This window comes from Micromonospora sp. NPDC050276, from assembly GCF_044459545.1.
In the GTDB taxonomy this organism is placed as follows: domain Bacteria; phylum Actinomycetota; class Actinomycetes; order Mycobacteriales; family Micromonosporaceae; genus Micromonospora.
In genome coordinates this window covers 39173-53948 of sequence record NZ_JBITJA010000003.1, presented here as the reverse complement: position 1 = coordinate 53948, position 14776 = coordinate 39173, and the positions used below count along the sequence as shown (strand labels likewise).

Sequence of the window (14776 nt, the reverse complement as noted above, 5' to 3'; positions counted from 1 at the left end):
CGGCCAGTCGCCGCGACCAGCCGCTGGCCGGGTCAGCCGCCCAGCTGAGCGACGCCCCGCGCGGCGTCCGGACCCGCGTCCAGCAGGAGCCGGAACCCGTCCTCGTCGAGCACCGGCACCTTGAGACTGGCGGCCTTGTCAGCCTTGGAGCCGGGGTTGTCCCCCACCACCACGAAGCTCGTCTTCTTGGAAACCGACCCGCTGACCTTGCCGCCTCGGCTCTGCACGGCCTCGGCGGCCTGGTCGCGGGAGAAACCGGCGAGCGTGCCGGTCACCACCACGGTCAACCCCTCCAACGGGCGCGGCCCCTCGTCGACCGCCTCCTCGGCCATCCGTACGCCGGCCTCGGCCCACTTGCGGACGACCTCGCGGTGCCAGTCCACCGCGAACCACTCCCGGATGCTGGCCGCGATGGTCGGGCCGACCCCGTCGACCGAGGACAGCTCCTCCTCCGTGGCCGCGTCGATGGCGTCCATCGAACGGAAGTGCCGGGCCAGCGCCTGGGCCGCGGTCGGGCCGACGTGCCGGATGGAGAGCGCCACCAGCACCCGCCACAGGTCCCGCTCCCGGGCGACCGCGAGATTGTCCAGCAGCTTGCTGGCGTTGCTGCCCAGGCTGCCGTCCTTGTTGACGAAGAACGGTGAGCGGGACAACTGCTCGGCGTCGAGCTGGAAGAGGTCCCCCTCGTCGCTGATGATCTCCGCGTCGAGCAGGGCTGCGGCGCCCTTGTAGCCGAGCACCTCGATGTCGAACGCGCCGCGGCCGGCGAGATGGAACACCCGCTCCCGCAACTGGGCCGGGCAGCTGCGGGTGTTGGGACAACGGATGTCGACGTCGCCCTCCTTCGAGGGCGCGAGCGGGGTGCCGCAGGCGGGGCAACTGGTCGGCATCACGAACGGCCGGGCATCGGCGGGGCGCAGATCGACCACCGGGCCAAGCACCTCGGGAATGACGTCGCCGGCCTTGCGCAGCACCACCGTGTCGCCGATCAGCACGCCCTTGCGCTCCACCTCGCGGGCGTTGTGCAAGGTGGCGAGCGCAACCGTGGAGCCCGCCACCCGCACCGGCTCGAGCACCGCGAACGGCGTGACCCGGCCGGTACGACCCACGTTGACGTCGATGTCGAGCAGCTTGGTGGTGACCTCCTCCGGCGGGTACTTGAAGGCGATCGCCCAGCGGGGGGCGCGGCTGGTCGACCCGAGCCGGCCCTGGATGGAGACCGGGTCGACCTTGACCACCACACCGTCGATCTCGTGCTCGACGTCGTGCCGGTGCTCGGCGTAGTAGGCGATGAACTCCGCGACCCCGGCCAGGTCCGGAACGACCCGCCACCGGTCGCTGGTCGGCAGCCCCCACGACTTCAGTGCCGCGTACGACTCGGACTGCGCCGTGGGCTGGAACCCACGGCGAGCGCCGATGCCGTGCACCACCAGGCGCAGCGGCCGGGAGGCGGTGACCCGCGGATCCTTCTGCCGAAGGCTGCCCGCGGCGGCGTTGCGGGGGTTGGCGAAGGGTGCCTTGCCCTGCTCCACCAGACCCGCGTTGAGATCGGCGAACGCGGCGACCGGGAAGTAGATCTCGCCCCGCACCTCCACCAACTCGGGGATGTCCGGGAATTCGGCGGACGGGGCGAGCTGGCTGGGCACATCCCGGATGCTGCGAACGTTGGCGGTGACGTCCTCACCGGTGCGGCCGTCACCCCGGGTCGCGGCCCGGACCAGCCGGCCGTTCTCGTAGGTCAGGTTGATCGCCAGCCCGTCGACCTTCAGCTCGCACAGGTAGGGCACCGGGCCGCCCGCGTCCCGTTCGACGCGCTCGGCCCAGGCCGCCAACTCCTCGTCGGCGAAGGCGTTGTCGAGCGACAGCATCCGTTCGGCATGGGTGACCGGGGTGAAGTCGGTCGAGAAGGTGCCGCCCACCCGTTGGGTCGGCGAATCGGGCGTCCGCAGCGCCGGGAACTCCGCCTCCAACGCCTCCAACTCGCGCAACAGCCGGTCGAAGTCGGCGTCGGGGATGGTCGGCGCGTCCAACACGTAGTAGCGGTACTGGTGCTCGGTCAGCTCCTGGCTGAGCGTGGCATGCCGCTCCCTGATCTGCGGCGTCGGCTCAGCCCCGGCCGCCGCCTCCTGCGCCGGGCTGACCTGCTGACCGATCTGCTCCTCGGACACACCGCCACCTTCGGACACGCCTGCGACCTCCCTGATCACGCTACTCCGGCACGGTATCGGGCCGGTGGGACAATCCGTCGCCCGCCCGCGCCGGGAGCGACCTCGCCCTCAGCCACGACTGGTGACCATTCGATGCGCAGAAGTCGTCGCCCGACCGATCCGGCTACCCAGCGTCAAGTGATCGAGGGCGGCGGAGGAGAGCGAAGCGGGACGGTGGGCAGCGGCGGCGCGGCTGGCCCGGCGACGGCGCGGCTGGCGCGGCTGGCCCACGGCGGCGCGGCTGGCCCACGGCGGCGCGGCTGGCCCGCGGCGGCGCGGCTGGCCCGCGGCGGCGTGGCTGGCCCGCGGCGGCGTGGCTGGCCCGCGGCGGCGTGGCTGGTCCGCGGCGGCGTGGCTGGTCCGCGGCGGCGTGGCTGGTCCGCGGCGGTGTGGTTGGCGGGCGGCACGGACCGGGGCGTGCGAGGATCGCCGGACGATGGCGGTCCGTGGGCCGCCGGGACGTGGAGGTACGGATGCCCGACGCACTGCTCTGGGCGGTCGCGATCCTGCTGGCGGTGGCCGCCGGCTGGGCGTGGAACAGTTGGCGGCACCGGGCGGCCAACCCACGTCCAGGCAGCCGGCCGGGTAGGGGCAGCACCGGCGGCCGCCGTCCCACCGCGCCACGGCCCCGTGGCACCGAACGGCCACCCAGCAAACCCCGCTCGCGCGACAGCGACCGGCACGACGCCCCGACGCCCGGCGAGATCTGGTGGGCCGACGTGCCGTACGCCGACGGCAGCGGATCGAAGGTACGCCCGTGTCTGGTGCTGCGTGCCGACTCCCGGGGCGCCGACGTCCTAAAGATCACCAGCCAAGACAAGAGCGACCGAGACGACCACGTCCGAATCCCCACCCGGGACTGGGACCCCGGTGCGGAGCACGACAGCTACCTCAGCCTCACCGAGCCGATCCGACTCGACTCGGCCGCCTTCGCCGACCACGCCGGCCGCTGCGACGCCGACCTGTGGCGGAAGATCCGCAGCTTGCGCCACCTGCCCACCCCCTGACTCTCACGGCCGGCCGCCGCCCGCCGCCCACCCTCGCCCTCGCTGCCGCCCGCCGGCCGCCGTCCCCGCCGCCGCCGGCCGGCCGGCCGAGGTCACCGCAGCCCGCCGGCCGACGTCACCGCCGCCCGCCGGCTGGCGGCCGCCGGCCGAGATCGACTCGTGCTCCTGAAAGTCGCGGTGTCCTGAGGTTCCGGATGCCCCGGTTTTCAGAACCCCGAGTCGATCATGACCGAAGGGCCAGGCTCAAGGCCAGGCCAGGCCAAGCCAAGCCAGGCGGCCAGCACGCCCGGCCGCCGCAACCCCACGGCGGGTTCAGTCCCAGCAGAGGCAGAACGGGTGGCCGGCGGGATCGGCGTAGACCCGGAAGCCCTCGCCCTCACCTGGCAGCCGCCGGGCCCCGAGCGCGAGCGCCGCCTTCTCGGCGGCCTCGATGTCATCCACCGTCACGTCGAGGTGGAACTGCTGTGGGCGCTCGGGATCCGGCCAGGCGGGCGGGCGCAGGTTGAGCGCCTGCTGGAAGGCGAGGCGCGGCTGGTGACCGGGCGGGCCGCCCAGCACCACCCAGTCGTCATCGGAGTCGCCCTCGGCGAGCGGCACGCCGAGCAGCTCGGCGTAGAACGCCGCCAACGCCCGCGGATCCGGGCAGTCGATCACCACTGAACGCAGCTGTCCAATCATGACCGTCATCCTGCCCACCGGATACGACAGGAAACCTCACACCTCGGCGAGCCGCCGGCCGGCGTCCCGGCACGCGGCGAGCACCGCCCGGGCGTACTCCGGGGTGGCGCCGGCGAGGCCGCAGGCTGGGGTGATCACCACCTGCTCGGCGAGCTGCCGGCGGGGAAAGCCGAGGCGGTCCCAGACCTGGCGTACCCGGTCGGCGATCTGCGCGGAGGTCGGCGCGCCACCGGCCGACGGCGGCCGGGTCGGCGCGGCCCCGGCCAACAACCCGAGGCCGGCGTCGAGCGCCTCGCCCAGCGGATCCAGCTTGGTGACCAGGTCCAGGTCGAGGGCGACCGCGACAGCGCCGGCGGAGCGGATCAGCTCCAGCGGCACGTCCGGGGCGCAGCAGTGCACCAGGGTCGGCACACCGACCGCCTCGACGACCGTGCGCAGCAGGGCGGCGGCGTCCACCGACTCGACCGCCCGGTACGCGCCCAACCCGCTCTCGGTCGGCACCCGCCCGGCCAGCACGGTCGGCAGTGACGGTTCGTCCAGTTGGAGCAGCACCGACGCCCGGGGCAGCCGGCGGGTCACCGCCGCGACGTGCGCGCGCAGCCCCTCGGCGAGGGAGCCGGTCAGGTCGCGGACCGCGCCGGGGTCACGCAACAGTCGGCCACCGATCGGCAACTCCAGGGAGGCGGCCAGGGTGAGCGGCCCGGCGGCCTGCACCTTGATCGGCCCGGCGTACTCCTCGGCCTGCTCGGCGAGCTGGTCCAGGTCGCGTTCCATCAGGTCAGCGGCCCGGCGCAGGTCGCGGCCCGGGCGCGGGGCGACCCGCCACCGGCCGGCATAGACCTCGACGGGCAGGTCGACCAGCAGCCCGGCGGACCGGCCGATCATGTCCGCTCCGGGGCCACGGGCCGGCAACTCGGGCAGGTGGGGCAGCTCGGGAAGCTCACCGAGGACCACCCGCTGAGCCTCGCCGATGTCGGTGCCGGGCAGCGAACCAATTCCGGTCGCCGCGCCGGCCGGCCAGGGCCACGCCTGATCTGTCACGGCCGAAGGCTATCCCGCGAACAGCCGGGCCGTGCGGTCAGCCGGTGATGGTCGCGGAACCGAGAACCACGTCGCCGGCCGGGTCCGGCCGGTACGCCACCACGGCCTGGCCGGCGGCGACGCCACGTACCGGTCGGCGCAGCTCGGCGTGCAGCCGGTCCCCGTCGAGCGCGACGGTCGCCGGCACCACGTCACCGTGCGCGCGCAACTGCACCTCGCACTCGACCGGTACGTCCGGGCGTGCGCCACCGGTCCAGACCGGACGGACGGCGTGCACGTCGGACACCTCCAGCGCCTCGGCCGGGCCGACGGTCACCGTGTTGGTCTTGGGCGTGATGGAGAGCACGTAGCGCGGCCGGCCGTCCGGGGCGGGCCGGTCCAGGTGCAGCCCGCGACGCTGTCCCACCGTGTACGCGTACGCGCCGCTGTGGCTGCCGACGACCGCGCCGGTGCTCGCGTCCACCACGTCGCCGGGTGCCTCACCGAGCCGGCCGGCGAGAAAACCGCGGGTGTCACCGTCGGCGATGAAGCAGATGTCGTGCGAGTCCGGCTTGTCGGCAACCGCCAGGCCACGCTCGGCGGCCTCCGCGCGGACCTGCGCCTTGGTGGAGTCGCCGAGCGGGAAGATCGACCGGTCGAGCTGCTCGCGGGTGAGCACGGCCAGGACGTACGACTGGTCCTTGGCCAGGTCGACACTGCGCCGCAGCAGCCCGTCCGCGCCGAGCCGGGCGTGGTGCCCGGTGACCACCGCGTCGAAGCCGAGGGCCACCGCCCGATCCAGCACCGCCGCGAACTTGATCTTCTCGTTGCAGCGCAGGCAGGGGTTCGGGGTACGGCCGGCGGCGTACTCGGCGACGAAGTCGTCGACCACGTCCTCGTGGAAGCGGTCGGCCATGTCCCACACGTAGAACGGGATGCCGATGACGTCGGCCGCCCGCCGGGCGTCCCGGGAATCCTCCAGGGTGCAGCAGCCGCGCGCCCCGGTCCGGTAGGTCTGTGGGTTGCGGGCCAGCGCCAGGTGCACCCCGGTCACGTCGTGCCCGGCCGCCACCGCCCGCGCCGCCGCCACAGCCGAGTCAACCCCGCCCGACATCGCCGCCAGAACCCTCACGACCCACTCCCTTCCCCGTCCCCACGACAACCCTATCCACCAGCCCCGCAAACCCCCCGAACCCCCGGTCAGCGCCCGACACACCCGACCTCCGCGATCTTGCACTTTCTGCGGCGACATATGCCGCGCAAGGCCCGAACCGCCAACAGAAAGTGCAAGATCGCCGGGGGCGGGGGCGGGGGCGGGGGCGGGGGCGGGGAAAGGCTGTTAGCGGGGGGTGCGGAGGGCGGCGGCTCGGCGGGCTCGGTCTACCGCTGCGGGGAGGGCTGCGATCAGGGCGTCGATGTCGGCCTGGGTGCTGGTGTGGCCCAGAGTGAAGCGCAGCGAGGAGCGGGCGCGGTCGTCGTCGGCGCCCATGGCGAGCAGGACGTGCGAGGGCTGGGCCACGCCGGCGGAGCAGGCCGAGCCCGTCGAGCAGGCGATCCCCTGTGCGTCGAGCAGGAGCAACAGCGCGTCGCCCTCACAGCCGGGGAAGGAGAAGTGCGCGTTGCCGGGCAGCCGGCCGATCGGGTCCCCGTTGTAGATCACGTCGGGCACCGCGTGACGGACCCGCTCGATCAGGTCGTCGCGGAGCGCGGCCACCCGGGCCGCGTACTCCTGCTGGCCCTTCACGGCCGTCTCCACCGCGACCGCGAAGGCGACGATGCCGGCGGTGTCCAGCGTGCCGGAGCGGATGTCGCGTTCCTGGCCGCCGCCGTGCAGCAGCGGTGTGGCCGGCACGTCCCGGGCGAGCAGCAGCGCGCCCACCCCGGTCGGGCCGCCCAACTTGTGCCCGGTGACGGTCAGCGCGGCGACCCCGCTGGCGCCGAAGTCGACGGGCACCTGACCGACCGCCTGGATGGCGTCGGTGTGGAACGGCACACCGTGTTCGGCGGCGACAGCGGCCAGCTCGGCCACCGGCTGGACGGTGCCCACCTCGTTGTTCGCCCACATCGCCGTGACCACGGCCACCTGGTCGGCGTGCGCGGCCAGCTCGGCGCGCAGGGCCCGCGGGTCGAGTCGACCAGCGGCGTCCACCGGTAGCCAGCCGACCTCCGCGCTCTCGTGCTGGGCCAGCCAGTCGACCGCGTCCAGCACCGCGTGGTGCTCGACGGCGCTGGAGACCACCCGGCGGCGGTCCGGGCCGGCTCCCCGGCGGGCCCAGAAGATGCCCTTGACCGCGAGGTTGTCGCTTTCCGTGCCACCACCGGTGAAGATCACCTCGGAGGGCCGGGCGCCCAGCACGGCGGCCACCCGCTCGCGGGACTCTTCGACCCGGCGACGGGCACGGCGGCCCGCCGCGTGCAGGGAGGACGCGTTGCCGACCTCGCGGGCGGTAGCGACGTACGCCTCCAGAGCCTCGTCGAGCATCGGAGTCGTCGCCGCGTGATCCAGGTAAGCCATCGTCGTTCAGCGTACGGCCGACACCTTGGGGGCCGAATGGCGGAGGGGACTGCCCGCGACGGCCGGGGCGGAACTCCCACCCCGGCCGACGCGGACGGGCCCGGTCAGGCGGGCACCGCGCGGCGGTCGGCGTGGTCGGCACCGTCTGCGTACTCCGACCGGACGACCCGACGCCTGCCCCGACGCCGGTGGTGGTGGCGAGCGCACCGCTGGCGGCGTACGGGTCGACGCCGCCGGCGGCCACGGGTGACGCCCGGGTTCTTTAGGGCGGCCAACTACATCTGCATGTGGCGAATCTCCCGCGCGTCCCGGGGTACTACGAGGTCTGGCTCATCGACAACAACACCCGCCACTCCGGCGACAGCCTGTTGAGGGGCACCCTGACGGGCTGATCGGCGGGCCGGCTCAGCTCCCCGGCCCGCCGATCAGCTCCCCACGACAGCAGTGGCCGCCCGTTTCCACGGGCGGCCACTGTCATGTCTCAGGGCTTACTTGCGCTTGCGGATCTCCTCGGCGGCCTGCGGGACGATCTTGAACAGGTCCCCCACCACGCCGAAGTCGGCCAGCTCGAAGATCGGCGCCTCGCCGTCCTTGTTGACCGCGACGATGGTCTTCGAGGTCTGCATGCCGGCCCGGTGCTGGATCGCACCGGAGATGCCGAGGGCGACGTAGAGCTGCGGGGAGACCGTCTTGCCGGTCTGACCCACCTGGAACTGGTGCGGGTAGAAGCCGGAGTCGACGGCCGCCCGGGACGCGCCGACGGCGCCGCCGAGCAGGTCGGCCAGCTCCTCGACCAGCTTGAAGTTGTCGGCGTTGCCGACGCCACGGCCACCGGAGACGACCACGCCGGCCTCGGTCAGCTCGGGGCGCGAGCCCTTCTGCTCGGCGACCCGCTCCACCACCTTGGCCAGCTTGTCGGTGTCGGTGACCGACACGGTGAGCTGCTCGATCGCCGGGGTGGCCGCCGCCGGGGCGGGGGTGACCGAGTTGGGCCGGACGGTGACCAGCGGCAGGCCCTTGGTGACCTTGGACTTGACGATGGTGGAGCCGGCGAAGGCGATCTGCGTCGCGGTGCCGTCGGCGTCGAGGCCGACCACGTCGGTCAGGATGCCGTTGTCGAGCTTGACGGCGAGCCGGGCGGCGATCTCCTTGCCTTCCTGGGCCGACGCCAGCAACACGGCGGCCGGCTGCACCCGCTGGACCAACTCGGCCAGCACGGTTGCCTTGGGGGCCACCAGGTAGCCGTCGATCTCGTCACCCTCGGCGGCGTAGATCTTCTCCGCGCCGTACTCGCCCAGCTTGCCGCTCAGCGCCTCGGCGGCGCCAGCGCCGCCGAGCACGACCGCGCTCGGGGTGCCCAGCTCACGCGCGAGGGTGAGCATCTCCAGGGTGACCTTCTTGACGCCGAATTCCTTGGTGGCTTCGACGACGACGAGAACCTCAGACACGTCAGATCCCCCTCTCACACGAACTTCTCGGTGGCGAGGAACTCGACCAGCTTCACGCCGCCCTCGCCCTCGTCAGTGATCTTGGCGCCGCCGGAGCGCGGCGGGCGCTTGGTGTGCTCGACGACGGCGCTGGTGGCGCCGTCGAAGCCCACCTCGTCGGGCGCGACGCCGAGGTCGGCCAGCGAGAGCGTCTGCACCGGCTTCTTCTTGGCGGCCATGATGCCCTTGAAGGAGGGGTAGCGCGGCTCGTTGATGGTGTCCCAGACGGAGACCACGGCCGGGGTGGAGGCGGTGATGACCTCGTAGCCCTCCTCGGTCTGCCGCTCGACGGTCAACGTGGCGCCGTCGACGGTGAGCTTGCGGGCACCGGTGAGCGCCGCGACGCCCAGCCGCTCGGCGATCATGTGCGGCATGACCTGGACCCGACCGTCGGTGGACTCGGCGCCGCAGATCACCAGGTCAGCGTTGAGCTGACCGAGCGCGGCGGCGAGCACCTTAGAGGTGGCGACGGCGCAGGAGCCGTGCAGGGCGTCGTCCAGCACGTGCACGGCCTTGTCCGGGCCCATGGAGAGCGCCTTGCGGATCGACTCGGTCGCCCGGTCCGGACCCATGGTCAGGATGGTGACCTCGCCGCCGTGCGCCTCCTTGATCTTCAGGGCCTCCTCGATGGCGTACTCGTCCATCTCGTTGATCACGTTGTTCGCGGAACCGCGGTCGACGGTGTTGTCGTCATTGCGCAGGTTGCGGTCCGCGCCCGAATCGGGCACCTGCTTGACGAGTACGACGATGTTCATCGCGCTTCGACGACCCTCCTGTGTGGTGTTGCGATTCGCTCGCCCGGTCTGGGGCGCAGCGTCGCGCGTCGGTCGACACCAGGTCAACCGAGGGCGGTTGTGCAGTTGCCCACGGCGCAATGTTACCTGCCAGTAGGTTGCGCTCCTGCGGCACTCAGGGTGACACAGCTCACCGGCGGGTCGCCGATCAGGCTGGCTCGGCCAGCGCGACCCGGATCTGGTCGATGGCCGCCGCCTCGGCGGGCGCCACCCCGTCGTGCGCCCGGGCCACCCGGTCCGCCGCCGCCAACACCAGTGCGCGGTACGCGTCCACGTCCTGCGGGGACTTCTCGCGCAGAATCCGCACCGCCCGCCCCAACGCCGGCAGCACCACCGACTCGATCTCCAGCTGCGAGTCCCGGGGAAGTCGCGGCAACGGGCCGGTGGTCAGCGCCTCCTTGACCGTGCCGCTGGCGTCGGCCAGCACGCCGGACGCGGCGATGCTCTCCCGGATCACTCCCAGCACTCCCGGGTCGGCGTTGGAGACCAGGAAAACAGCGCCGAAGGCACCCGTCTTGAGGGTCAGCCGCTCCTCGTCCGTCAACCGCTGCTCCATGATCACGGAGTGTAGACGTACGGGGTGGTGGTAGTGATCGGGACGAGGCCGAGCCGCTGGAGGATGGGCCGGCTGTCCTCGGAACAGTCGACTTGCATGAGCGTCCGACCCCGCTGTTCGGCCAGCCGCGCCCGGTGGTTGACAAGCGCCCGGTAGATGCCCTTACGCCGCCACTGAGGCAGGGTCGAGCCACCCCACAGCGTGGCGAAGCCGGTGTTCGCCGGGAACCGCACCCAGCCGGCGCTCACCACCGTTTTGTCCGCCTCGGCCATCACCACGGTGATCGAGTTCGGGTCGGCGTCGATCTCCTTGGCCAGCCCCCACACCAGGTGCGAGCGGTCCGCCTGCCAGACCTCCTCCTCCATGGCGGCGATCCGCTCCAGGTCCTCCCGGGAGGTCACCTCACGCAGGCGTACCCCCTCGGGGGCGACCGGCAGCGCGGCGGCCAGCGGGGCGACCGGCCCGACCACGACGGTCTCCCGGTCCTCCGGCACGAAGCCGGCGGCGCGCAGGCGGTCCGCCAGGTCCGCCGGTTCGTCGTGTTCGTTGAGCTTCCACTCCGCCGACTCGCCCCGCTCACGGCACAACCGCACCTGCCGGGCGATCAACTCGTCCAGCGCGTCGCCGGTCAACCCGCCCAGGTTTCGGTAGGTGATGAAGCCACCGGCGTCGAGCCCGGAGATCCGGACCAGCGGCCCGTCCCGCTCCACGGTCACCCCGGCCGGCACCGGGTCGGGGATCTCCGGACGGAGTTGATTGTCGTAGGCGGTCCGCAGGGTCTGTACGTCGAGATCAGTCACCGGCCCAGGCTAAGTCGGAGGCGAAGCGAATAATCGGCAGCGTGTGGAAGACGATCAGTCGGTGGTTCGACCCGGCGGAGCTGGGCTCGGTCGGTGAAACGCCGGACTACCGGTTCTCACTGGCCAACGAACGGACCTTCCTCGCCTGGTTGCGCACCGGGTTGGCGCTGGTCGGCGGCGGGTTGGCCGCCGCGCAGTTCCTGCCACCCCTGCCGATGAGCCATCTGCGCGAGGTGATCGCCGTGGCGTTGCTGCTGCTCGGCGCGGCGGTCGCGATCCGCGCGGTGGACCACTGGGCGCGTACCGAGCGGGCCATCCGACTCGGTCAGGAACTGCCCGCGTCCCGGTTTCCCGCCATCCTCGCCCTCGCCGTCGGCGTCGGGGCGCTGCTGCTGGTGGTCGCCGTCCTGATGCGGGCGGTCGGCGGTCGGTGAGCACCGGACGCGACCCCGGGTTGCAACCGGAGCGGACCCGGCTGGCCTGGCGGCGCACCCTGCTCACGGTGACCGTGGTGACCGCACTCGCGGTCCGGCTGGCGGCGACCGGCGACCCGACCGGGGCGCTGATCGCCGGCGCCACCGTGCTGGTGTGGGGCGCCCTGCTGGTGCTCTGCTGGCCCCGCGGCACCGGCACCGGTCCGGCCCGTAGCGGCGGCCGCACACTTCCCCTGGTCGCGGTGGGCACGGTGGTGCTCGCGTTACTGGGAGTGCTGCTGGTGCTGCGCGGACTGTGGTGACGGGATCCGGTGAGCCATGATGGGTGCATGGCCCGGCTTGGCGTACTTCTCTTCCTGGTGCAGATCGTCCTCGCGGTCTGCGCGCTGATCAGCTGTCTCTCCGCCGAGGAGGGCCAGATCCGCGCCCTGCCCCGGATCGCGTGGGTGCTGATCATCTTGTTCTTCCCGCTGGTCGGGTCGATCGCCTGGTTCATCGCCGGCCGCGCGCCCAGCACCGGTGCCCGCAAGGGCTGGCCGGGCGGCACCGGCGGTGCCGAGCGGCAGCGCCCCCGGCCGGTGGCCCCCGACGACGACCCGGAGTTCCTGCGCTCCGTCGAGGAACGCGCCCAGCAGCAGGACCAGGAGCTCTTCCGCCGCTGGGAGGAAGACCTGCGTCGGCGCGAGGACGACCTCCGCCGCCGCGACGGCGAACCGCCGCGTGAGGGTGACCGGCCAGAGGTGTGAACACGCCGCCGCCGCCCGACCGGGGCGACGGCGGCGGCGGGTGCGACTCAGGCCAGGTTCGACGACCGGGGGTACGCGTCGGTCGGGTCGGTGAGCACGTTCACCAGGTACGGCACTCCCGAGTCGAACGCACGCTGGAGCGCCGGGCCCAGATCGGCCGCCTTGGCGACCGTCTCCCCCGCTCCGCCGAGCGCGCTGACCACCGTGTCGTACCGCAGCTCCGGTTGCAGGTCGGCGGCCACGTCGTAGCCGTACATCGCCCGCATCGGGTGCTTCTCCAGCCCCCAGATGCCGTTGTTGCCGACGACGATCACCACTGGCAGCTTCTGGCGGACCAGCGACTCGACATCCATCAGCGAGAAGCCGGCCGCGCCGTCGCCCATCAGCACGCAGATCTGCCGGTCCGGGTGACTGACCCTGGCCCCCATGGCGTAACCCATGCCGGTGCCGAGGCAGCCGTACGGGCCCGGGTCCAGCCAGGTGCCGGGCTGGGCCGGCTCCAGGTAGCGCCCCGCGTACGACACGAAGTCGCCGCCGTCGCCGATGGTGATCGCGTCCGGGGCGAGCACCCGGCGCAGCTCGCCGTAGATCCGGGCCGGGCGGATCGGGTCGGTCTCGGCGGCCATCTCCGCAGCGTCCCGAGCCTTCGCCGCGTCCTCGGCGACGCGCAGGTCGGCGATCCAGTCGGCGTGGTCGGCCCGGTCGCCGGAGTGGTCGGCCAGCGCGGAGAGGATCAGACGCAGATCGCCGGCGGGGGCGGCGGCCGGCTGCACGTGCGTCGCCCGCTGGCTGGGCGCGTCGACGATGTGCACCACCTTGGCGTCACCGAAGTCGCCGAAGCTGAGCCGGAAGTCCAGCGGGGTGCCCACCACCACGACCACGTCGGCGCCCGAGAGCGCGGCCCGCCGGGCCTTCGCGAACGCGAGCGGGTGCTCCGGCGGGAGCGAGCCGCGCCCCATGCCGTTGGTGAAGACCGGCACCTGCAACGCCTCGGCGGCCTCGCGCAGGGCGGCGACCGCGTCGCCCGCGTACACGTCGGAGCCGGCGATGATGACCGGGCGCTGTGCCCCGGCGATGAGCAGCGCGGCACGGCCGACCTCCTCCGGGTCCGGCGCGACCGGGTCGAGGCCGGTCACGGCGGGCAGCTCGGCCTCGGCGACGGAGAAGACCGTCTCCAACGGGAAGTCGAGGAAGGCCGGGCCGCGATGCGGGGTGAGCGCGGCGGTGAGCGCCGCACCCACCGCACGTGGAATGTCGTCGGTGCTGAACACCGTCTCGGCGTGCTTGGTGACCGGGGCGACCAGCGGCAGGTGATCCATCTCCTGCAGGCTGCCGGAGCCCCAGCGGAAGGCGGGTGCCCGGCCGCCGAGCACCAGCACGGGGGAGGCGTTGAAGAACGCGCTGGTCATGCCGGAGATACCGTTGGTGACGCCGGGCCCGGCGGTGAGCACGGCGAGGCCGGGACGGCGCTGGAGCTTTGCCACCGCCTCGGCGGCGAAGACCGCGGACTGCTCGTGCCGGACGTCGTAGATCGGGAAGTCGGTCTTGTACGCGGCGTCGTAGAGCGGGAAGACGTGCCCGCCGGAGAGCGTGAACATCTCCCGTACACCGTGCGCGCGTAGTGCCGCCAGCGCCAACTCGCCGCCGTGACCCTCGATCCGCTCCGTCATTCGCCGCTCCCCTTCGTCCCTCGTGACCGAGGCCCCACGCTACTGGCCGGTAGGAACAATGTGAACCGTTCTCGGCTAATCGTCAGCGGCCGGTGAAGCCCGGCTTGCGCTTCTCCACGAAGGCCGCCATGCCCTCCCGCCGGTCGTCGGTGGCGAACAGCGCGGCGAAGAGCTGACTCTCCCAGGCCAGGCCCGAGTTCAGATCCATGTCCAGCCCACCGTCGACCGCCAGCTTCGCCGCGCGCAGCGCCTGCACCGGCCCGGTGAGGTACGGAGTGATCAGCGCGACGGCCGTGTCGTACACCTCGGCGGCCGGGGCGACCCGATCGGCCAGGCCGATCCGCAGCGCCTCCTGCGCGTCCACCATCCGCCCCGACATGATCAGGTCCTTGGCGCGGGCCGGGCCGACCAGACGGGCCAGCCGCTGAGTGCCGCCCGCCCCCGGGATGATGCCCAGCTTGATCTCCGGCTGGCCGAGCTTCGCGTCCTCGGCGACCACCCGCCAGTCACAGGCCAACGCCAACTCGCAGCCACCGCCGAGGGCGTACCCGGTGATCGCGGCGACCACCGGCTTGGGGATCCGGGCGATCGCGCCGAGCGCGCTGGACAGGTTCGCGGCCCGGTCGGCCATGTCCACGTAGGACATCTCGGCCATCTGCTTGATGTCCGCGCCGGCGGCGAAGACCTTCTCCCCGCCGTACACGATGACGGCGCGGACCTCGGGATCATCGGTGGCCGCCGTGGCGGCGGCCCGCAACTCCTCCTGCACCTGGGTGTTGAGCGCGTTCATCGGCGGCCGCTCCAGCCGGATCGTGCCGATGCCGTCCTTGGTCTCCAGCCGAACGAACTCGCCCACGCTGCC

The 14776-nt window shown here is 72.8% G+C and carries 15 protein-coding genes; 4 read left to right on the top strand and 11 right to left on the bottom strand.

The window, feature by feature from the left end; all coding sequences use genetic code 11:
- Positions 1-32: 32 nt before the first annotated feature.
- Entirely contained in the window at positions 33-2168 is a 2136-nt protein-coding gene (gene ligA / locus ACIBF8_RS06325; protein ID WP_396781314.1) for an NAD-dependent DNA ligase LigA, read from the bottom strand.
- Between the two features lie 512 nt (positions 2169-2680).
- Here ligA and ACIBF8_RS06320 point away from each other — a divergent pair.
- Positions 2681-3214 carry a type II toxin-antitoxin system PemK/MazF family toxin gene (locus ACIBF8_RS06320; protein WP_396781313.1) on the top strand — a complete coding sequence of 178 codons (534 nt, stop codon included), beginning with the start codon at positions 2681-2683 and terminating at the stop codon, positions 3212-3214.
- 312 nt (positions 3215-3526) lie between these two features.
- Here the strand turns inward: ACIBF8_RS06320 and ACIBF8_RS06315 are convergent, their stop codons facing one another.
- The 8 genes from ACIBF8_RS06315 to ACIBF8_RS06280 all read right to left on the bottom strand — a co-directional run bounded on the left by ACIBF8_RS06315 (position 3527) and on the right by ACIBF8_RS06280 (position 11064).
- Positions 3527-3892 (bottom strand): VOC family protein, encoded by a 366-nt coding sequence (locus ACIBF8_RS06315; protein WP_181539234.1) that lies wholly within the window; start codon positions 3890-3892, stop codon positions 3527-3529.
- A 36-nt stretch (positions 3893-3928) separates the two neighbouring features.
- Positions 3929-4933, bottom strand: coding sequence for a methionine synthase (locus ACIBF8_RS06310; RefSeq protein WP_396781312.1), 1005 nt, complete (start codon positions 4931-4933; stop codon positions 3929-3931).
- Positions 4934-4970: 37 nt separating this feature from the next.
- Positions 4971-6044, bottom strand: a complete 1074-nt coding sequence (mnmA, locus tag ACIBF8_RS06305) for a tRNA 2-thiouridine(34) synthase MnmA (RefSeq protein ID WP_396781311.1) — start codon at positions 6042-6044, stop codon at positions 4971-4973.
- 207 nt (positions 6045-6251) lie between these two features.
- Positions 6252-7427, bottom strand: coding sequence for a cysteine desulfurase family protein (locus ACIBF8_RS06300; protein ID WP_396781310.1), 1176 nt, complete (start codon positions 7425-7427; stop codon positions 6252-6254).
- A gap of 488 nt (positions 7428-7915) precedes the next feature.
- Positions 7916-8875, bottom strand: coding sequence for an electron transfer flavoprotein subunit alpha/FixB family protein (locus tag ACIBF8_RS06295; RefSeq protein ID WP_396781309.1), 960 nt, complete (start codon positions 8873-8875; stop codon positions 7916-7918).
- Between the two features lie 14 nt (positions 8876-8889).
- Positions 8890-9669, bottom strand: a complete 780-nt coding sequence (locus tag ACIBF8_RS06290) for an electron transfer flavoprotein subunit beta/FixA family protein (RefSeq protein ID WP_396781308.1) — start codon at positions 9667-9669, stop codon at positions 8890-8892.
- A gap of 187 nt (positions 9670-9856) precedes the next feature.
- Positions 9857-10270, bottom strand: coding sequence for a hypothetical protein (locus tag ACIBF8_RS06285; protein WP_396781307.1), 414 nt, complete (start codon positions 10268-10270; stop codon positions 9857-9859).
- Positions 10267-11064: a GNAT family N-acetyltransferase gene (locus ACIBF8_RS06280; protein WP_396781306.1), complete on the bottom strand. Its 798-nt coding sequence runs from the start codon at positions 11062-11064 to the stop codon at positions 10267-10269. Before ACIBF8_RS06280 ends, ACIBF8_RS06285 begins: the two co-directional genes overlap by 4 nt.
- 41 nt (positions 11065-11105) lie before the next feature.
- Here ACIBF8_RS06280 and ACIBF8_RS06275 point away from each other — a divergent pair, with 41 nt between their 5' ends.
- From ACIBF8_RS06275 to ACIBF8_RS06265, 3 genes are read left to right on the top strand one after another with little or no spacing between them, the layout of a single operon-like run.
- On the top strand, positions 11106-11498 hold the full coding sequence (locus ACIBF8_RS06275) for a YidH family protein (protein ID WP_396781305.1): 393 nt from the start codon (positions 11106-11108) through the stop codon (positions 11496-11498).
- On the top strand, positions 11495-11800 hold the full coding sequence (locus tag ACIBF8_RS06270) for a DUF202 domain-containing protein (protein ID WP_396781304.1): 306 nt from the start codon (positions 11495-11497) through the stop codon (positions 11798-11800). Before ACIBF8_RS06275 ends, ACIBF8_RS06270 begins: the two co-directional genes overlap by 4 nt.
- 27 nt (positions 11801-11827) lie before the next feature.
- Positions 11828-12244 carry a PLD nuclease N-terminal domain-containing protein gene (locus ACIBF8_RS06265; RefSeq protein ID WP_396781303.1) on the top strand — a complete coding sequence of 139 codons (417 nt, stop codon included), beginning with the start codon at positions 11828-11830 and terminating at the stop codon, positions 12242-12244.
- A gap of 47 nt (positions 12245-12291) precedes the next feature.
- Here ACIBF8_RS06265 and ACIBF8_RS06260 read toward each other — a convergent pair whose 3' ends face one another.
- A complete protein-coding gene (locus tag ACIBF8_RS06260; protein ID WP_396781302.1) occupies positions 12292-13914 on the bottom strand; it encodes an acetolactate synthase in 1623 nt (540 codons plus the stop codon).
- An 82-nt stretch (positions 13915-13996) separates the two neighbouring features.
- The gene (locus tag ACIBF8_RS06255) at positions 13997-14770 is read right to left on the bottom strand and encodes an enoyl-CoA hydratase/isomerase family protein (protein ID WP_396781301.1); all 774 of its coding nucleotides are present in this window, start codon (positions 14768-14770) and stop codon (positions 13997-13999) included.
- Positions 14771-14776 lie beyond the last annotated feature (6 nt).